17 protein-coding genes and 1 pseudogene are annotated in these 18,951 nt (G+C 38.6%); all 18 read left to right on the forward strand.

The genetic code is table 11. The features are described 5' to 3' along the window. Positions 1-23: 23 nt before the first annotated feature. Positions 24-1,307, forward strand: a complete 1,284-nt coding sequence (gene yfmF, locus J2S78_RS07955) for an EF-P 5-aminopentanol modification-associated protein YfmF (protein WP_306897611.1) — start codon at positions 24-26, stop codon at positions 1,305-1,307. Beyond that, on the forward strand, positions 1,291-2,586 hold the full coding sequence (yfmH, locus tag J2S78_RS07960; protein WP_306897612.1) for an EF-P 5-aminopentanol modification-associated protein YfmH: 1,296 nt from the start codon (positions 1,291-1,293) through the stop codon (positions 2,584-2,586). The genes yfmF and yfmH overlap by 17 nt, the downstream gene beginning before the upstream one ends. 2 nt (positions 2,587-2,588) lie before the next feature. Next, positions 2,589-3,308, forward strand: coding sequence for an elongation factor P 5-aminopentanone reductase (ymfI, locus tag J2S78_RS07965; protein ID WP_306897613.1), 720 nt, complete (start codon positions 2,589-2,591; stop codon positions 3,306-3,308). A gap of 79 nt (positions 3,309-3,387) precedes the next feature. Next, complete coding sequence (locus tag J2S78_RS07970; RefSeq protein WP_306897615.1) at positions 3,388-3,645, forward strand: DUF3243 domain-containing protein; 258 nt, start codon at positions 3,388-3,390, stop codon at positions 3,643-3,645. Positions 3,646-3,816: 171 nt separating this feature from the next. After that, on the forward strand, positions 3,817-4,593 hold the full coding sequence (locus J2S78_RS07975) for a DUF3388 domain-containing protein (RefSeq protein WP_306897616.1): 777 nt from the start codon (positions 3,817-3,819) through the stop codon (positions 4,591-4,593). Positions 4,594-4,609: 16 nt separating this feature from the next. Next, a pseudogene (locus J2S78_RS17090) lies at positions 4,610-4,801 on the forward strand (helix-turn-helix domain-containing protein); the annotation flags it as partial. A 483-nt stretch (positions 4,802-5,284) separates the two neighbouring features. Further along, positions 5,285-5,530 carry a RodZ domain-containing protein gene (locus tag J2S78_RS17095; RefSeq protein ID WP_370871561.1) on the forward strand — a complete coding sequence of 82 codons (246 nt, stop codon included), beginning with the start codon at positions 5,285-5,287 and terminating at the stop codon, positions 5,528-5,530. A 219-nt stretch (positions 5,531-5,749) separates the two neighbouring features. After that, entirely contained in the window at positions 5,750-6,328 is a 579-nt protein-coding gene (gene pgsA, locus J2S78_RS07985; RefSeq protein WP_306897620.1) for a CDP-diacylglycerol--glycerol-3-phosphate 3-phosphatidyltransferase, read from the forward strand. A gap of 21 nt (positions 6,329-6,349) precedes the next feature. Further along, on the forward strand, positions 6,350-7,591 hold the full coding sequence (locus tag J2S78_RS07990) for a competence/damage-inducible protein A (RefSeq protein WP_306897623.1): 1,242 nt from the start codon (positions 6,350-6,352) through the stop codon (positions 7,589-7,591). After that, positions 7,588-9,201: a DEAD/DEAH box helicase gene (locus J2S78_RS07995; RefSeq protein WP_306897624.1), complete on the forward strand. Its 1,614-nt coding sequence runs from the start codon at positions 7,588-7,590 to the stop codon at positions 9,199-9,201. Before J2S78_RS07990 ends, J2S78_RS07995 begins: the two co-directional genes overlap by 4 nt. Positions 9,202-9,610: 409 nt before the next feature. Then, entirely contained in the window at positions 9,611-10,660 is a 1,050-nt protein-coding gene (gene recA / locus J2S78_RS08000; protein ID WP_306897626.1) for a recombinase RecA, read from the forward strand. Between the two features lie 434 nt (positions 10,661-11,094). Continuing rightward, complete coding sequence (gene rny, locus J2S78_RS08005; protein ID WP_306897627.1) at positions 11,095-12,660, forward strand: ribonuclease Y; 1,566 nt, start codon at positions 11,095-11,097, stop codon at positions 12,658-12,660. A 105-nt stretch (positions 12,661-12,765) separates the two neighbouring features. Then, positions 12,766-13,560, forward strand: a complete 795-nt coding sequence (locus tag J2S78_RS08010; RefSeq protein WP_306897629.1) for a TIGR00282 family metallophosphoesterase — start codon at positions 12,766-12,768, stop codon at positions 13,558-13,560. Positions 13,561-13,668: 108 nt separating this feature from the next. After that, positions 13,669-13,929, forward strand: coding sequence for a stage V sporulation protein S (locus J2S78_RS08015; protein WP_125555993.1), 261 nt, complete (start codon positions 13,669-13,671; stop codon positions 13,927-13,929). A 175-nt stretch (positions 13,930-14,104) separates the two neighbouring features. Then, positions 14,105-15,781: an ABC-ATPase domain-containing protein gene (locus tag J2S78_RS08020; protein ID WP_306897632.1), complete on the forward strand. Its 1,677-nt coding sequence runs from the start codon at positions 14,105-14,107 to the stop codon at positions 15,779-15,781. 154 nt (positions 15,782-15,935) lie between these two features. After that, entirely contained in the window at positions 15,936-17,558 is a 1,623-nt protein-coding gene (miaB, locus tag J2S78_RS08025; RefSeq protein WP_306897633.1) for a tRNA (N6-isopentenyl adenosine(37)-C2)-methylthiotransferase MiaB, read from the forward strand. After that, entirely contained in the window at positions 17,558-17,989 is a 432-nt protein-coding gene (locus J2S78_RS08030) for a YlbF/YmcA family competence regulator (RefSeq protein WP_306897634.1), read from the forward strand. The genes miaB and J2S78_RS08030 overlap by 1 nt, the downstream gene beginning before the upstream one ends. Positions 17,990-18,305: 316 nt before the next feature. Beyond that, positions 18,306-18,872 carry an outer spore coat protein CotE gene (cotE, locus tag J2S78_RS08035; protein ID WP_306897635.1) on the forward strand — a complete coding sequence of 189 codons (567 nt, stop codon included), beginning with the start codon at positions 18,306-18,308 and terminating at the stop codon, positions 18,870-18,872. The last annotated feature ends 79 nt before the right edge of the window (positions 18,873-18,951 follow it).

An 18,951-nucleotide genomic window follows, 5' to 3' on the forward strand; every position in this document is an offset into this window, starting at 1 on the left:
AATGAAGGAGGAAACGGTAAAATATGCATGAAGAACAAATGATAACGGTCAATGGACTAAATATCCATTTGATTCCAACTACAAAATATAAAACAGCAACGCTTGTACTTCAAATTAAAACAAAGCTATCCAAAGAGACAGCTACAAAGCGAGCGCTGTTAGCTAACGTATTACAAAGTGCAACGAATGAGTTCCCATCGAGAAAACAGATTAGATTATACTTGGATGAATTATATGGTGCTACATTTCAAACTGATGTTCAGCGAAAAGGAGAAAATCACGTTATAACAATGCGCATGGAATCTGCTAACGAAAGGTTTTTAAAAGAAGCTCCTCCGCTATTTAAAAAGAATCTTTCTTTTTTAAGAAATGCGCTTGAAGATCCTTATTTAAAGGAAGGTAAATTTTCAGAGAAAGTAATAAAAGAAGAAAAACGTACGTTAAAACAACGAATCCAGTCCATATACGATGACAAAATGAGGTATGCGAATAAACGGTTATTAGAGGTAATGTGTAAGAATGAGCCGTTTTCTGTTCATCCTTATGGAGACTTTGAAGAGGTAGATGCCATTACTGCAGATGATTTGATGGATGAATATAAACGGATGTTGGAAGAAGATGATATTCGACTTTATATCGTCGGTGATCTCAAAGCAGAAGAAGTAAAAGAAGCGGCTTCGATTTTTACAAAGGCAGAATCTAAGGCTGATGACACGACCACTCTGTCAGCTTCTGAACCGAATCAATCACAAGAAAAGATAGAAACAGATGATATTCAACAAGGTAAACTTCATATGGGATACAGAACGCCAATTACATTTTCTGACAATCGATTTCCGGCTGCTCAGGTGATGAATGGTTTGTTTGGTGGTTTTCCAAACTCCAAGTTGTTCATTAATGTACGTGAAAAGGAAAGTATGGCCTATTATGCTGCATCAAGATATGAAAGCCAAAAAGGAATTATCCTTGTTATGGCCGGTATTGAGGTAGATAATTATAATAAAGCAGTTAATATTATAAAAAAACAGCTTGAGGATATAAAACAAGGAAATATTGCTGATGAAGATGTGGAGCAGACAAAAGGAATGGTCAAAAACCAATTGCTTGAAACAGCAGATAATGCAAGAGGTTTAATTGAATTATATTATCAAGGGGTAAATGCTAATCACAATCGTTCTCTTGAAGATTGGCTTTCGGCAATAGATGCTGTCACTAAGGAAGATGTGGTTCAATCTGCTTCTACTGTTGAATTAGACACTATTTATTTTTTGAGAAGCGAGGAGGATAATAATGACGGAAGTAATTAAATTCAATCAGTTACAAGAAACGATTCATAAGGAAAAGCTCCCCAATGGATTAACCGTATATGTAATACCAAAACCTGGTTTTCATAAGACATTTGCCTCTTTTACAACAAATTACGGTTCGATTGACAATCGCTTCGTCCCGATTGGAAAGAATGAAACAGTAGAAGTACCAGACGGAATCGCGCACTTTCTCGAACATAAAATGTTTGAAGATGAACAAGGCGATGTGTTCCAAACCTTTGGCGAGCAGGGGGCGTCTGCTAATGCGTTTACTAGCTTCACAAAAACGGCTTATTTATTTTCGAGCACTCAGGAAACAGATAAAAATATAACTACTTTACTCGATTTTGTTCAGCATCCGTATTTCACCGAACAAAGTGTAGAAAAAGAAAAAGGAATCATTGCACAAGAAATCCGTATGTATGAGGATAATCCCGATTGGCAGTTATTTTTTAACTTACTGTCGAATCTCTATCAACATCACCCGGTTAAGATTGATATTGCCGGAACTGTTGATTCGATTCATAAAATTACCAAAGATGATTTATATGAATGCTATGAAACGTTTTATCATCCTTCTAATATGATATTATGCGTTGCTGGAGATGCAGATCCGGAACATATAATTCAGTTGGTAAAAGAGAATCAAGCAGCTAAATCGTTTAAAGCCCCAGATAAAATAGAACGAGTGTTAGAACAAGAGCCAGAAGCTGTGGCAAATTCTAAAACAGTAGTACCAATGAGTGTTAATACACCTAAAGTGATGATAGGCTATAAAATATTACCTACTGAAAAAGAAGGACAGGATTTACTCCGCTATGAACTTTCCGTTGAAATTTTATTAGAAGCGTTGTTTGGAGCAGGATCCGATGCCTATGAAGCCCTATATGAAGAAGGGTTGATTGATGATTCTTTTTCATCAGAGTTTATGCTGGAACGTTCAGTTTCTTTTGTTGCAATTGGCGGAGATACGTCTGATCCTGAAACGTTCGAACAGCGAATTATGGATACTTTAGATAAAGCAATGAATGATGGTATCGATGATGAACAAATAGAGAGAGTAAGAAATAAGAAAATTGGCGGGTTTTTAAAACAATTGAATTCACCAGAGTTTATGGCTAATCAATACACGGATTATGCTTTTCATGACTTGCACATGTTTGATGCTGTACCTTTACTAGAACAAATTACGGCAGAAGAAGTGAATGCCTTTCTTTCTACTTTGTTTCAAGAAAAAGCACGGGCGGTGTCCCAAATTACCAAAAAGCAGGCTGGATAATAATGAACGGTTTTACGCTTATTACAGGAGCTAGTGGTGCAATAGGTGGAGCAATTGCACTTTCTTTAGCAGAAGAAGGGCACTCTTTATTTCTGCATTACCATCGTTCTAAACAAGCCATTATGAAATTAAAAGCACAATGTGAAGCATTAGGCGTAAAGGCATATATTGTCCAAAGTGATTTGTCAAAACGGGAGGGGGTGGAGCAACTATACAATCAGCTCCATTCTCCTGTGGAGACGGTAGTGTATAATTGCGGAACACAAAACTACGGATTTTATCAGGATAATACCGATGATGAGTTATATGAACTGGCTCATCTTCACTTATTAAACGCGATGCTGCTAGTAAAAAAATTAATCCCATCCATGATTACCCAAAAAAGAGGACAAATTGTAATGATTTCTTCCATTTGGGGAGACAGAGGAGCTGCTCTTGAAGCGGCTTATTCTGCTATGAAGGGCGGTATTAACACGTTTGTTAAAGCGCTCGCGAAAGAAACAGCCCCCTCTAATATTCGAGTGAATGCTGTTGCTCCAGGTGTTATCGATACTCCAATGATGGAGAACTTTTCAGAAGACGTACGGGAACAGCTTAGAGAAGATATCCCATCCGGACGGTTAGGTACAGTAGATGAAGTGGCAGATGCCGTCACTTTTTTGATAGGAGAAAAGGCTCGTTATATAAATGGCCACATTCTCGATATAAACGGTGGATGGTAAAAGACCATGCAATAAAACACATATATTCCCTCTTTGTTGAGCATGCTAGAAAAGAAAACATCTTGAAGGAGGAAATAAAATGTCTGTTTTAGATAATTGGGATCAATGGAAACAATTTCTGGATGGAAGGTTGGATCAAGCTAAACAAGAAGGGATGAACGATGGTGTAGTGTCAGATGTAGCCTATGAAGTTGGAGAATATTTAGCAAATGATGTAGATCCAAAGAATGAACAAGAACGAATTCTTTCCGATCTTTGGCATGTGGCTGATAACGAAGAACAGCACGCGATAGCGAACATGATGGTAAAGCTGGTACAATCAGATTCATCAAAATAAGAGGACAAAGCTGCCCAACAAGGTGTACTCACCGAAGGGCGGCTTCTTTTATAGTTGAATATAAACAAGGAGATTATTCTTAATCTGGGAATAGTACTGTTCAAATGAAGAAAAATAGCGTAAAATGACAAATATCTGAAAAGATTGTCTGTCAAATAAGGAGAGAGTAGCATGGAAGGGAAGAAAGAATGGTACTTGGAATATGAAATCCATCAAAATCGTCCTGGACTTTTGGGAGATATTTCTTCTTTGCTTGGTATTCTTTCTATAAATATTATTACGATAAATGGTGTCGAAGATAGACGACGAGGATTGCTGATTCGAAGCAAACATGACGATCAGGTTATCCGTTTAAGAGCTATTCTCGATACGATGGACAACATTACAGTACGAAAGGTAAGAGAACCACGCCTTCGTGATCGACTCGCAGTAATGCATGGTCGTTATATAGAGCGAGATGCGGATGATAAAAAGACTTTCCGCTTTGTGCGTGATGAACTCGGCTTACTGGTTGATTTTATGGCAGAATTGTTTAAAAAAGACCGGCACTATCTCGTTGGTATAAGAGGTATGCCAAGAGTTGGAAAAACTGAATCTTTGGTGGCAGCAAGTGTATGTGCCAACAAACGCTGGTCTTTTATTTCATCGACACTGCTAAGACAAACGGTGCGTAATCAGTTAGCTGAGGACGAATTGGAAGAGGGGCATATATATATTATTGACGGCATCGTGTCGATGATGCGTGCCCCGGAAAAACATCAACAACTGGTTCATGATATTATGAAACAGCCGGCGGTTAAAGTGGTGGAGCATCCCGACATTTTTGTGAGGGAATCTAGGTACACAATGGACGATTTTGATTGTATGATTGAACTGCGTAATAATGAAACAGAAGAGATTACGTATGAAGTGATAGAATCTGGCTTTTCGTCTTTCGATATCAGTTAAGTGGTAGGTGTTAATAGTGTCAGAGCTTGGGCAATTTTTAAAAACAAAAAGAGAAGAACAAGGATTATCTATTGAAAAACTGCAAGACATGACAAAGATTCAAAAGCGCTATCTTACAGCGATTGAAGAAGGACGTTATGATTCTTTGCCTGGGGCATTTTACACGCGTGCATTTGTAAAAAGTTACTCAGAAGCTTTAGGATTATATCCAGACGATGTGTTTGAATCATTTGGAAATGAGTTGCCTCAACCTAAACAACAAACAACAGATTTACCATCTCGGGCAGAAAAAGCGAGTCCGAAAGTCCCGAAAAAAAAGCGCCGGAAATCTACGTTTCTTCCAGCTATAATGGGCATTTTATTTTTGGTAGTAGTAGCAGCAGGCATATATCTTGTTGTGCAAGATGCAAATCAAGGAAACTCGGAAGGAAATAATCCTGACGAAGAACCTTCTATTGAGATGGATGCAAGTGAGGAATCTGATTCAAATGAGCAAGATCAAGCAGATGAGAACGGGCAATCTGAACCTAATGAAGAACAACAAGAGGATGTATCTGAGGAAGAATCCGATTCTAATGAGAATACGGAAAAAGATAGTGAGGATGAAGAACCCGAAGAAACAATAAAACCAGAATTAGTTTCTACAGAACAAGGGAACCGCTCTACATATGATGTATCCGGAGCGAAAGAGATGCAGATTGAATTGCAAATTGATGGAAATTCCTATATCGATATTAAAGACGAAGAGGGAGCTACTCTTGAAGAATCAGCTACTTTTAAAGAGGAAAGTACGTTTGAACTTGACTTTAGCGATGAGGAATATGTGAAAGTCAATATTGGTAATACATCTGTTGTTACGCTCTATTTCAATGGCGAAGAAATAGATTACCCCGTAGATAATGCTCATCAGCATATTATCTTTGATAAACAGCCATAATAATAAAATTTCCTCCGGTAGGTTCCTATTCCTCCGGGGGATTTTTATTATAGAGAACAGCGTTAATACGAAAAATATACTTATTGTTCTTTTCTTTGTGAGCTTGCTAGTCACTTTTTGGTTGATTGTATGATACAATAGGAATGAATTCTTTAGGTGCGGACTGACATGCTCATTTTACGTACAGGTTAACACGGTAATGAAACGAGGGACCAACTGATGAACTTGCCTAACAAGATAACGCTCGCCCGGATTCTTCTAATTCCTGTTTTTATGGTATTGATGCTTGTTCCTTTTTCATTTGGAAATTGGAATTTTCAAGGGACTGTACTCCCTTTTACTCATCTTGCGGGTGCGATTTTATTTATTTTGGCTGCTGCTACCGATTGGCTTGACGGTTACATAGCTAGAAAGCAAAACCTTGTCAGTAATTTTGGTAAATTTCTAGACCCTTTAGCTGACAAATTGCTTGTAACAGCTGCTTTATTATCGTTAATTGAAATCGGAATTTTGCCGGCTTGGATGGCCATTGTGATTTTAAGCCGAGAATTTGCAGTGACAGGAATGCGGTTAGTTGCAGCTTCTGATGGACAAGTGATTGCAGCGAGTGGAATAGCAAAGTGGAAGACAGTATTTCAAATGGCTGCGCTTGCTATATTACTCTTGCATAACGTACCGTTTGAAACATGGAATATACCACTTGGGATGATTCTTATGTGGATTGCCGTCTTATTAACGATTATTTCGGGGATTGACTACTTTGTAAAAAACAAGCATATCTTTCGCCATTCGATGTAAGGAGAATTCGGAGGGAAAACAATGAATGCAGAAATAATTGCAGTAGGATCTGAACTATTATTAGGACAAATTGCAAACACGAATGGTCAATATTTGTCAACGGAATTAGCTGGAATCGGTGTGAATGTCTATCGTCATACTGTTGTGGGCGATAATGAGAAAAGATTGCTAGCTTCCCTTGATGAAGCAACAAATCGAGCAGATGTTGTTATGATTACAGGCGGGTTGGGCCCGACTCAAGATGATTTAACAAAAGAGGTCGTTTCCCGTTTTATCGGTAAACCATTAAAATATCATGAAAAAACCCTTGAAAATATGGAACAGTTTTTCAAGAAACGACAAAAAGAAATGCCGATGAATAACAAAAAGCAGGCTCACTATACAGAAGGTGCTGATGTGTTTTATAATAGAGCCGGACTTGCCTGCGGTATGGCTATTGAATATAAAGATACTTTCATTATTTTATTACCGGGACCGCCTCGTGAATTAAAGCACATGTATGAACATGACGTGAAATCCTATATATTAAACAAGCTTGAGGAAGATTCTCTTGTACTATCAAGAGTTCTCCGCTTTTTTAGTATTGGAGAATCCAGATTAGAAGAGCAATTGCTCGACCTCATTGAAGCTCAAACCAACCCAACCATTGCTCCGCTTGCTTCTGATGGAGAGGTTACCGTAAGAATGACAGCCAAAGCCGTTAATCGTAAGGAAGCGGAAGGATTATTGGATACATTGGAAAGTCGTATTAGAGAAAGAGTCGGGGATTATATATACGGTAAAGAAACAGAATCTCTTCCCTTTCAGACCGTTCGTTTCTTTCAGGATACAGGGAAAACTCTTTCCGTTGCTGAAAGCTTGACGGGAGGTTGGTTTTCAAAGGCTTTAGTGGACGTTCCAGGTGCTTCAAATATTTTTGAAGGATCTTTGACCGTATACTCTGAACAAGCAAAGACAGATGTATTAAGAGTAGACAGTAGTGTGATAGAAGAATTCGGCACGGTCAGTAAAGAATGCGCAGAACAAATGGCTGAGCGTGTACGTCAATTGTATAGTACTGATATCGGTATTAGTTTTACCGGAGTAGCGGGTCCTGATGCGGTAGAAGGAAAGGAGCCGGGAACGGTTTGGATTGGTATTGCTGGTCCTGAGCATGTTACAGCACATTTATTAAATCTCACTGGAAACCGTGATTACGTCCGTCTGTTGGCGGTTTATTACGGTTGCTGGTTTTTATTGAAAGAAAAGGTGGTAAACGAATGACGTATTTTGATGATTTTGAAGTAAAAGATGAAATAAAACAAGCAGTGCGGGAAATGGGTTTTGAAGAACCTTCCCCTGTTCAAGAAAAAGCGATTCCGGAGATTTTGCAATCAAAAGACTTAATCGGGCAGGCTCAAACCGGAACTGGGAAGACTGCTGCGTTTGGCATTCCGCTCATTAACCGCATAACAGATGAATCTCATGTTCAAGCAATGATTTTGACGCCGACCAGAGAATTGGCTATCCAAGTATCTGGAGAATTGCAAAAGCTGTCTAAACATTTAAACATTCGAACCCTTCCTATTTATGGTGGACAATCAATTGGTCATCAGATTAAAGCGTTAAAACAAGGTGTTCAAATTGTAATTGGGACTCCGGGACGTGTTCAAGACCATTTGCGTCGTAAGACGTTAAAATTGGACCGTGTTCGCTCGGTAGTACTTGATGAAGCAGACGAAATGTTGGATATGGGTTTTATTGACGATATTGAGACAATTTTAAAACAAATTAATGTAGACCGCCAAACCTTGCTATTTTCTGCGACAATCCCTCCAGCGATTCGAAAGTTATCGAAGCGTTATATGGTGAAACCAACAACGATTTCGGTTAATAAAAGTGAAGTAACTGCACCTTCCATTGATCAAGTCTATTATAAAGTACTTGAACGCAACAAACAGGAATCGCTTTGCCGTATTCTTGATAGCCAAGACCCTGAGCTTGGAATTATTTTTTGCCGTACGAAAAAAGGTGTCTCTGAATTAGCAGAAGTTCTGCAAGCTAGAGGTTATTTAGCAGATGGATTGCACGGGGACTTAACTCAATATCAACGAGATGAAGTGATGAACAAATTTAGAAAAGGAACGATTGAATTTCTAGTTGCAACAGATGTTGCTGCTCGCGGTATTGATGTATTGAACGTAAGCCACGTTATTAATTATGATATTCCACAGGACCCTGAAAGTTATGTACATCGTATCGGCAGAACAGGAAGAGCAGGACGAAAAGGACAAGCATTAACTCTTGTTACACCAAGGGAAATGAAACACCTTCGTTCAATTGAAGCGGAAATTAAAATGGTTATTCCTACTCAAAATGTTCCAACCATAGAAGAAGTTGTGGAAAAACAACAGGAATCTTGGAAAAAATTAATTGTTGACCAGTTTCAAGATGAACAAAGTTTATCCTTATTTGATGATATATCGGATGAACTTTTGGCAGAATATGACGCAAAAAATATTATCCGTTCTTTAATGAAAATGAATTTTTCTGCGTCTATAGCCCAAACCAATGATGGTTATAACTTTGGTGAAACCGGTGGCGCTAAGGGCATGATTCGGTTCTTTATCAATGTAGGAAGAAATGTAAATATGACTCCTAAAATTTTGATTCAAGAAATATCGGATGCGGTAGGTATTTCCGGGAAAGCAATAGGACGTATCGATATTTTTGAAAACTTCACGTTTGTTGAAGTACCGGAAGATTCTGCTCCTTTTGTTTATGAAGCTCTTCGTTATTCGCGTATTAATGGAGCAAGAGTTAACCTTGAACCTGCTAAGCCACGTCCAAAGCGTTCCAACACAGCGCCTGCACAATCACGTTCTTCTAAATAGTACAACGGAACTAAAACTGTTCAAAGGAGTTTCCTTTGAACAGTTTGTTTTACACTTGAGTGTTGTATTTATCTGTGGTTAAATATTTTTCCTTGACTATTGTATCTTTTATCTTCACAATAAAAGACGAATAAATGTTCGCAAAAAGTATTGGCAAACTATATAAAAAAAGGTATGATAATTGTGGTGGTGAATCATTAACGGTCTTCGTTTCAATGGTCGTTCTAAATAGTTGTTTAATGTCTTTTTAACAGGGGCTGAGTATAAAAAGATGAGTCCGTTGTGTTAAACGCTAGGTCATTCGCAACCGGATATAGAACATATAAGAACGTCATACATCTGTAAGACTATTGCAGATTCGAATGTAAATTTTGTGCGTTTTCTTTATTAGAAAAAAGGAGAGATGGTCATGAGTGAAAGAAAAACAGCGCTGGATCAAGCGTTAAGAAATATTGAGAAGCAGTTTGGAAAAGGTTCCATTATGAAACTTGGAGAACAGACGGAAAGAAGAATTTCCACTTATTCAAGCGGGGCGCTAGCTATCGATGTGGCTTTAGGTGTAGGCGGTTACCCACGAGGACGTATTGTGGAAGTATTTGGTCCTGAATCATCTGGTAAGACAACTGTTGCACTTCATTCTATCGCGGAAATTCAGCGTCAAGGCGGGCAGGCTGCTTTTATTGATGCAGAGCACGCACTAGATCCTGTATATGCGCAAAATTTAGGAGTCGATATAGATGAATTGCTATTGTCTCAGCCTGATACAGGTGAACAGGCGCTTGAAATAGCAGAAGCTCTCGTTCGAAGTGCAGCTGTGGATATTATTGTTGTCGATTCTGTTGCGGCGCTTGTACCAAAAGCAGAAATTGAAGGAGAGATGGGAGACAGTCATGTCGGTCTACAGGCAAGACTAATGTCCCAAGCACTGCGGAAGCTTTCTGGCGCAATCAGTAAATCAAACTCGATTGCTATGTTCATTAACCAGATCCGTGAAAAGGTCGGGGTGATGTTTGGGAGTCCAGAAACAACAACCGGCGGTCGGGCACTGAAATTCTACTCGAGTGTAAGATTAGAAGTACGTCGTGCGGAAACATTGAAACAAGGAAATGAAATGGTAGGGAATAAGACTCGAGTAAAAGTAGTGAAAAACAAGGTAGCCCCTCCATTTAAACAGGCAGAAGTGGATATCATGTATGGTGAAGGTATTTCTCGCGAAGGTTCTATATTAGATATGGGAGCGGAACTTGAGATTATTCAAAAAAGCGGAGCATGGTATTCTTATGAAGGGGACCGTTTAGGCCAAGGTAGAGAAAATGCAAAGCAATTTTTAAAAGAAAATAAAGAAGTAACGAACGCGATTGAAAAAAGTATAAGAGATTATCACGATCTTGATTCCATCCAAGCCGAGACAGACACTGAAGAAGACGGATTGCCTTTAAACGTTGAAAATAATGAATAAAGAAACAACAGGGCTGACCTCAATCGTCGTTCACCGACCTTTGGGGTCAGTTTCCTTTCTGTGTAAAACATAAAAAAATGAGAACCTAGTTTACATTATTTGTAGGGTGAAAGTATGTCTCAAGTGATTGTAAGAGAAGGGATACACCTTTGCCAAGTGTTGACATGTCTAGTGTGGAAGGATACAATTAAATAGAATGGTGCTTATAAAGCATAATGGAATGTTTACCAAATTGGAGCCATTGCTTTTTATTGATGATGGAATTAGCAAAAGGTCTTGGCCTTTTGTAGCGCAACCGGTCGACACCACGTCAAAGAAACATTCATTATTCGTTTATGCTGTATGGATTCACAAATGAAACATGCCCCTTTATGATGGCAATGAGCTGAAAACAAGGGTTCAAACAAACAGATAGCAAGAGGAGGTGAAAAGACTTGGATAATATCTTTCTCATCTCCATTTTGCTTGTTGTCGTTGCAGCTTTGAGTGGATTGATTGGTTATTTTGTTCGTAAATCGATAGCAGAAGCGAAAATTGCCAGCGCGGAACAAGCTTCTAAACAAATCATTGATGATGCGGAGCGCCAAGCAGAATCAAGTAAAAAAGAAGCGATTTTGGAAGCTAAAGATGAAGCGCATAAGCTTCGTGAAGAAGCAGATCAAGATTTACGTGAACGTAAAAATGAAGTTCAAAAGCAAGAAAACCGCTTAATGCAAAAAGAAGAGATTCTTGACCGTAAGAGCGAAACTTTGGACAAGAAAGAGGAATCGTTGGAAAAGAGAGAAGAATCTCTCGCCGACAAACAACGACAGGTAGATGAACAAAACAGCAAAGTGGAGGAGATTTTAACAAAGCAACAAGAAGAATTAGAAAGAATTTCAGGAATGTCTCGTGATGAAGCTAAAGAAATTATTAAAAATGATATGAAAAAAGAGCTTGAACACGATTCTGCTTTGATGGTAAAAGAATATACAGATAAAGCGAAAGAAGAAGCAGACAAGAAGGCTCGTCAAATTCTTTCGTTGGCAATTCAACGATGTGCAGCCGATCATATTGCCGAGACAACGGTTTCTGTAGTTAATCTGCCAAACGATGAAATGAAAGGACGAATTATTGGTAGAGAGGGCAGGAACATACGTGCACTTGAGACATTAACAGGGATTGATCTTATCATAGATGATACACCGGAAGCGGTCATCCTGTCTGGTTTTGACCCAATCCGCCGAGAAGTGGCACGTACGGCTCTTGATAAACTGGTACAAGACGGCCGAATTCATCCTGCACGTATTGAAGAAATGGTTGAAAAGTCACGCCGTGAAGTAGATGATGCCATTCGCGAATATGGCGAAGAGGCAACATTTGAAATGGGTATTCACGGACTACATCCTGATTTGATTAAAATTCTTGGTCGAATGAAATTCCGTTCAAGTTACGGGCAAAACGTCCTTAAACATTCGATGGAAGTTGCTCATTTAACAGCTTTGATGGCTGCTGAACTTGGAGAAGATGAGCAGTTGGCAAAACGAGCCGGATTGCTTCACGATATTGGAAAAGCAATTGACCATGAAGTGGAAGGCAGTCACGTGGAAATCGGTGTGGAATTAGGACAAAAATACAATGAGCACGAAGTTGTGATTAACAGTATCGCTTCTCACCATGGAGATACAGAAGCCACATCTGTTATATCAACGCTTGTGGCAGCTGCTGATACTTTGTCCGCGGCAAGACCAGGAGCTAGACGTGAAACGCTTGAAACATACATTCGTCGTTTGGAAAAACTCGAAGAAATTGCAGAGTCATTCGAAGGCGTAGAGAAAACTTATGCTATTCAAGCGGGACGAGAAGTAAGAATCATGGTAAAACCTGATTTGGTTGATGATATGATTGCTCATCGTTTAGCGAGGGATATTACAAAACAAATCGAAAATGAATTAGATTATCCGGGGCATATCCGGGTTACTGTTATTCGAGAAACGAGAGCAGTAGAATATGCAAAATAAAGCGGCATCTCGCCGCTTTATTTTTTACTATTCAGTATTTGCTATTCCACTCTTCATTTGTTATAAAAGAATGGCAAGTGACCTAGCAAAAAAGGGGATATATAGATGAAATTATTGTTTATAGGTGATGTCGTTGGAAAGCCGGGACGACAGATGGTAGATGAATACCTACCGAAATTAAAGAAAAAGCATAAACCGGCTGTAACCATTGTGAATGGAGAAAATGCAGCTGGTGGGAAAGGAATTACAGAAAAAATTTATAAAGGCTTTTTAGAAAAAGGAGCTCAAGCTGTGACTCTTGGTAACCACACGTGGGACAATAAGGAAATATTTGAATTTATTGAGCACGCTTCTTCCATGATTCGTCCCGCTAATTATCCGGAGGAAACACCTGGTCAAGGTTACACCATTATTAAAGTCAACGAACTGGAAATAGCTGTTGTTAATTTGATAGGAAGAACATTTATGCAGCCCAATGATTGTCCGTTTAAAAAAGCAGATTCGATTTTGAAAGAAGTTGAAAAACGAACTTCCTATATTTTTGTCGATTTTCATGCGGAAACGACAAGTGAAAAACAAGCGATGGGATGGTTCCTGGATGGACGAGTAACAGCTGTTGCAGGAACTCATACACATGTACAGACAGCAGATAATCGAATATTGCCTAAAGGAACAGGGTATATAAGTGATGTAGGAATGACAGGCCCTATGGACGGTATATTAGGAATGGAAAAGGAAAATATCATTAATAAATTTTTGACAAACCTACCGGTTAGGTTTGAAGTTGCTGATGGACGGGAACAATTAAATGGAATCCTTATAGAGGCTGACCCTAAAACGGGTAAGACTAAAAAAATAGAACGCCTACAAATTAGTGAAGATCAACCGTTTTTTGAATAACTATTCAAATTCCTTATAAAATAATATACTTATAAAGAAGGAATATTGAGGGAATATCATGAATATAAAGTAAAGAGGGGCATTATTCCACATAAGGAGGTACTACAAATGGAAGTATTAAAAGTATCAGCCAAATCCACTCCAAACTCTGTTGCCGGCGCATTAGCGGGAGTTATTCGAGAAAGAGGCGCTGCTGAAATTCAAGCCATTGGTGCAGGTGCTCTTAATCAATCAATCAAGGCGGTTGCGATTGCTCGTGGTTTTGTGGCTCCAAGCGGTATTGACCTCATATGCATTCCTGCTTTTACGGACATTCAAATTGACGGTGAAGAAAGAACAGCTATTAAGTTAATTATAGAGCCCCGTTAAAACATGATAGGTTTAAACTCCAACCCGGACCCGATCAATACTCGGATATTCCGGGTTTTTCTATTTCATATGTCGTTTGCTAAAGAAGAGATAAAGCAGGTAAACTATAAAGGAAAAGTTAACATATTTTGAATGAGTCAGTAGTCAAAGGGAAGAAAGAAAGGAGAAATCGAAGATGCAGCAATTAATTAATATATTGGACAGAATCGATAACAAAGGATATAAAGCATATAATGATACGTTAGGAAAATATTCATTTCGTGAATTTACTTTACATATTGATCATGTGCAAGCTGATCCATATGCGAGCCCGACGCGTGCGCGAGTTGTAATGAAAAGAAAAGATTTAGGATTAAACGACGAGAGTGATAAAACAAGTGCTCGTCGCATTGCAACTATTGACTTTTTGGCTCGCGAGATTCAAAAAGAACTGAATAAAAACAACCAACGAAAGGCAATTATGATTGATGGCCCGGGACAAGAAGTCCTAGATCGTACGGCTGTTGTATTAAAGCAAGATGTAGTGGATATTCGTTTATCCATTCATTTCCCAGCGAGAGGAAGGACAATTCTTGGAAAACAAGCAAAAGAACGATTGACGAAGGATTTGCCAAATATTATTCATCATGCAGTGACGCGCTTTCAAAAACAAGAATTAGAGGAATGTTGGAAGCTTGCCGATCAACAAGAAGCGATTCGTGACTATCTTCATCAAAATAATTTTATTACGTTCGTTGCCAATGGATCGGTATTACCAAGAGAAAGTGGAATAAGTAATAAGCCATTGCAAACGAGCAATGTTGTTTCATTTAAGTCGCCATCTACCCTAGAAGTAGAAATAGATTTGCCGCACGGAGAACAGATAAAAGGAATGGCCTTAAAAGAAGGTATCAATATAATAGTCGGCGGAGGTTATCACGGTAAAAGTACGTTGCTTGAAGCAATTGAAAGGGGCGTATACAACCATCGTGCGGGAGACGGCCGTGAATTTGTCCTTACAAACGATACAGCTTGTAAGGTTCGTGCTGAAGATGGTCGCAGCGTTTCTGGAGTTAATATTTCCCCGTTTATATCTAATCTTCCGAATCAAAAAGATACACGCACATTCTCAACAGAAAACGCAAGTGGAAGTACGTCCCAAGCGGCCAATATTATAGAAAGTCTTGAGGCAGGAACAACATGTTTGTTAATGGATGAAGACACCAGTGCAACTAATTTTATGATTCGAGATGGACGTATGCAGGCACTGGTTTCAAAAGAAAAAGAACCAATCACACCATTTATAGATAAGGTAAGGGCATTGCATGAAGAACATAGTGTATCGACAATTTTGGTAGTTGGCGGTGCTGGTGATTATTTTGATGTTGCTGATTGCGTCGTAATGATGGAAGAATATGTGCCGAAAGATGTCACTACAAAGGCAAAAAATATAGCTAAGGATTTTGGAACAGATCGTAAAACAGAAGCAGGAATGACGTTCGGTGACATTACGAATCGAACCATCAAGTTAAGTAGTTTTGATGCGAGAAAAGGGAAAAAAGAAAAAGTTAGCGGTAAAGGACTTCATACCATTATGTATGGTAGTAATAATATCGAACTTTCAGGTGTTGAACAGTTGCTCAATCCAAGTCAAACGAATGCTATTGCTGCAATGATTCGTCATGCTGTGCGAGAACTAGGTAATGAAGCAGCACTAGAAGATATCTTGCGTTTGTTAGAAAATCAAATAGAAAAAGAAGGACTCGATATTGTTTCTCCTTTCCAAGGAAAACATCCAGGAGATTTAGCCTGGCCGCGTCGATACGAACTTGCTGCTGCGATAAACCGTTATCGCTCTCTGCAAATTAAATAGACAAGCTTAGACATAGTGCGTCGTTTCACGAGCGGCGCACTACTATTGTTTTCCGTGTTTATAGGCGGTATAATTTCAAGGGAAGTCTTTATTGTATAAGAAACAATATTACTATACATGGTTAGTATCGGAAAAATAGAAAGGAAGACAATCGATGAATGAAGAACAACGTAAAAAACAGCAGTCCGAAACTTCTCCATCGGACATAAAATCCGTAAGTGGCGAAGATACGAAGGCTAACTCAGATTACAGTAAATATTTCGACTTTTCCGGCGCTAAAATGGAAGAAGATGAAAGCGGCAAGCAATTTATGAAAATTGGTGGTCGCAGTATTTTAATCAATGAACAGCCGGATCATAAAAAAGGAAGACGCCGTGGTAGAGAAGATGTTGAGGTTCATTATGACTTCTCGATTCCACCTGAAATGCAAGGGATTGGTCTAGGGAAGCATTATCTTATTCGAACGTATGGCTGTCAGATGAATGTTCACGATACAGAAAATATGGCTGGAATTCTTGAGGATATGGGTTTTACTGAAACCGATGATACACAAGAAGCCGATGTTATTTTCTTAAATACGTGTGCGATACGTGAAAATGCTGAAAATAAAGTCTTTGGAGAAATTGGACACTTAAAATCGTTAAAACAAGAAAAGCCAGAACTGATTTTAGGTGTGTGTGGCTGTATGTCTCAAGAAGAATCAGTCGTGAACCGAATTATGCAAAAGCATCAGCATATAGATTTAATTTTTGGTACACACAATATTCACCGGATGCCGCATCTATTGTGGGATGCTATACAAGGTAAAGAAATGGTCATTGAAGTATGGTCAAAAGAAGGCGATGTTGTCGAGAACATGCCGCGTAAACGGGCAGGAAAGACACAGGCTTGGGTAAATATTATGTACGGCTGTGATAAATTTTGTACGTATTGCATCGTTCCTTATACAAGAGGAAAAGAACGCAGTCGTCTTCCGGAAGATATTATAGCCGAAGTTCGTGATCTTGCGCGTCAAGGTTATAAAGAAATCACCCTTCTTGGCCAAAACGTGAATGCGTATGGAAAAGACCTTGATATAGAGTATGGTCTCGGAGATTTGATGGATGCGCTGCATCAAATTGATATTCCGCGAATTCGTTTCACGACAAGTCATCCACGCGATTTTGATGATTATTTAATTCAGGTGCTATCAAAAGGTGGAAACTTGGTGGAACATATCCATCTTCCGGTTCAATCTGGAAATAATGAAGTGTTAAAATTAATGGGACGAAAATATACAAGAGAGCACTATGTAGAACTGGCTGATAAAATAAAAACAGCGATTCCTCATGCGTCATTTACAACAGATATTATTGTTGGTTTTCCTAATGAAACAGAAGAACAGTTTCAGGATACATTATCTTTAATGAAAGAAATGGATTATGACAGTGCTTTTACGTACATTTATTCACCACGAGACAAAACACCGGCAGCGCAATTTGAAGACAATGTACCAATGGATGTAAAAAAAGATCGCTTAAAACGTTTGAACGAAGTCGTCAACGAAATTTCTGCACGTAGAAATAAAGAACTTGAAGGTGAAATTGTTGAAGTTCTCGTCGAAGGAGAAAGCAAGAAAAACGCAGACGTTTTGTCGGGACGCACTCGAACGAACAAGCTTGTCAATTTTCAAGGTCCTAAATCCTGTATCGGTAACATCGTATATGCAAAGATTAATGAAGCTAAAACATGGTCGCTTAACGGCGAAATGTTAGAAACAGCAGAGGTGAATCAATGATGAGTGAAGAGGTTTATTCAAAAAATGAAGTGCTTGATAAAGCAAGAGAGTTAGGGAAACTTATTTCTGAAACAGAGGAAGTAGATTTTTTTAAACGTGCTGAATCTCAAATTAATAGAAATGTGCGTGTGCAGGAACTGATTCAAATGATAAAAAATAAACAAAAAGAAGCTGTAAACCTGCAACATTACGAAAAACAAGAAGCATTGAAAAAAGCAGAAAAAGAACTTGAGGATCTCAACAATGAAATAGAAAGTATTCCTATTGTCCAAGAGTTCCAACAAAGTCAAAAAGATGTGAACCAGCTATTGCAGCTTGTATCCACTACTATCTCTAACACAGTGACCGATGAAATTATTGAGTCAACAGGCGGGGATAAACTAAATGGAACAACGGATAAAAGTCCGTTCATGGATATTAAAAATGGCTGAGGCTATATAATCTAACGAATTCCTCTGGTTGTAATAAAACAGCCAGAGGAATTTTTACGCATTGATAAAATTTCACGTACTGTATTTATATATTAAAATCATATAATAAATGAACAAATAAAATGGGCAACTTAGACGGTTGTCTTGCATATAGTTAAACAAGAACGATAGTGAATGTTTTCAAATCGGAATGCATTCGTATAATTCACTGTGAGACGAATAGTTTTAATAGTGAACAGTATAGGAAGATCTTCGGCTTTAACTATGAGTTTTCGGTAGCTAGCCGAGCTTTTCTAATTAAAAAGGAGGGTAATACATGCCGTCGGAAAATGATGCTAGATATCGTGAGATTGTAACAAAAGCAGTGTGTGGGAAAGGGAAAAAGAATTGCAAAGATACCCATTTTATTAAGCCGCCTCAAAAGCCATCGAGTATTCTTGGCTGCTGGATTATTAATCATGAGTATGAAGCAGATCGAAAAGGTGATTCTGTTGAAGTAATTGGAAGCTATGACGTTAATGTTTGGTACTCATATGACGACAATACGAAAACAGACGTCATCACCGACAATGTTTCTTATACTGAAGTCGTCCCATTGAAGATGAAACAAAAAGAATTAATTGGAGATGAAGTAGACGTTATCGCTCGTGCTATCAAGCAGCCGAATACGTTGGAAGCATCTATCGGAGAAAAGGGAAAAGAAGTAGAAGTAGAAGTGGAAAAAGAATTTTCAGCAGAAATTGTTGGAGAAACAAAAGTTTGTATTCAAATACATCCGGATGCTGAAGACGACGATTATAAAAATGTGAAGTGGGAAGAACAGGTATCTGAAGAAGAATTGAAAAAAATTGATACCGACTTTTTAGAAGATAAAAATCAATAATATTCATTCTTGCCTGGCTCAAATGATGAGTCGGGCTTTTCCTATATATTGCAGGCGTATGATATAATAACAAGATACA

It is taken from the genome of Salibacterium salarium, assembly GCF_030813635.1.
Lineage (GTDB): Bacteria > Bacillota > Bacilli > Bacillales > Marinococcaceae > Salibacterium > Salibacterium salarium.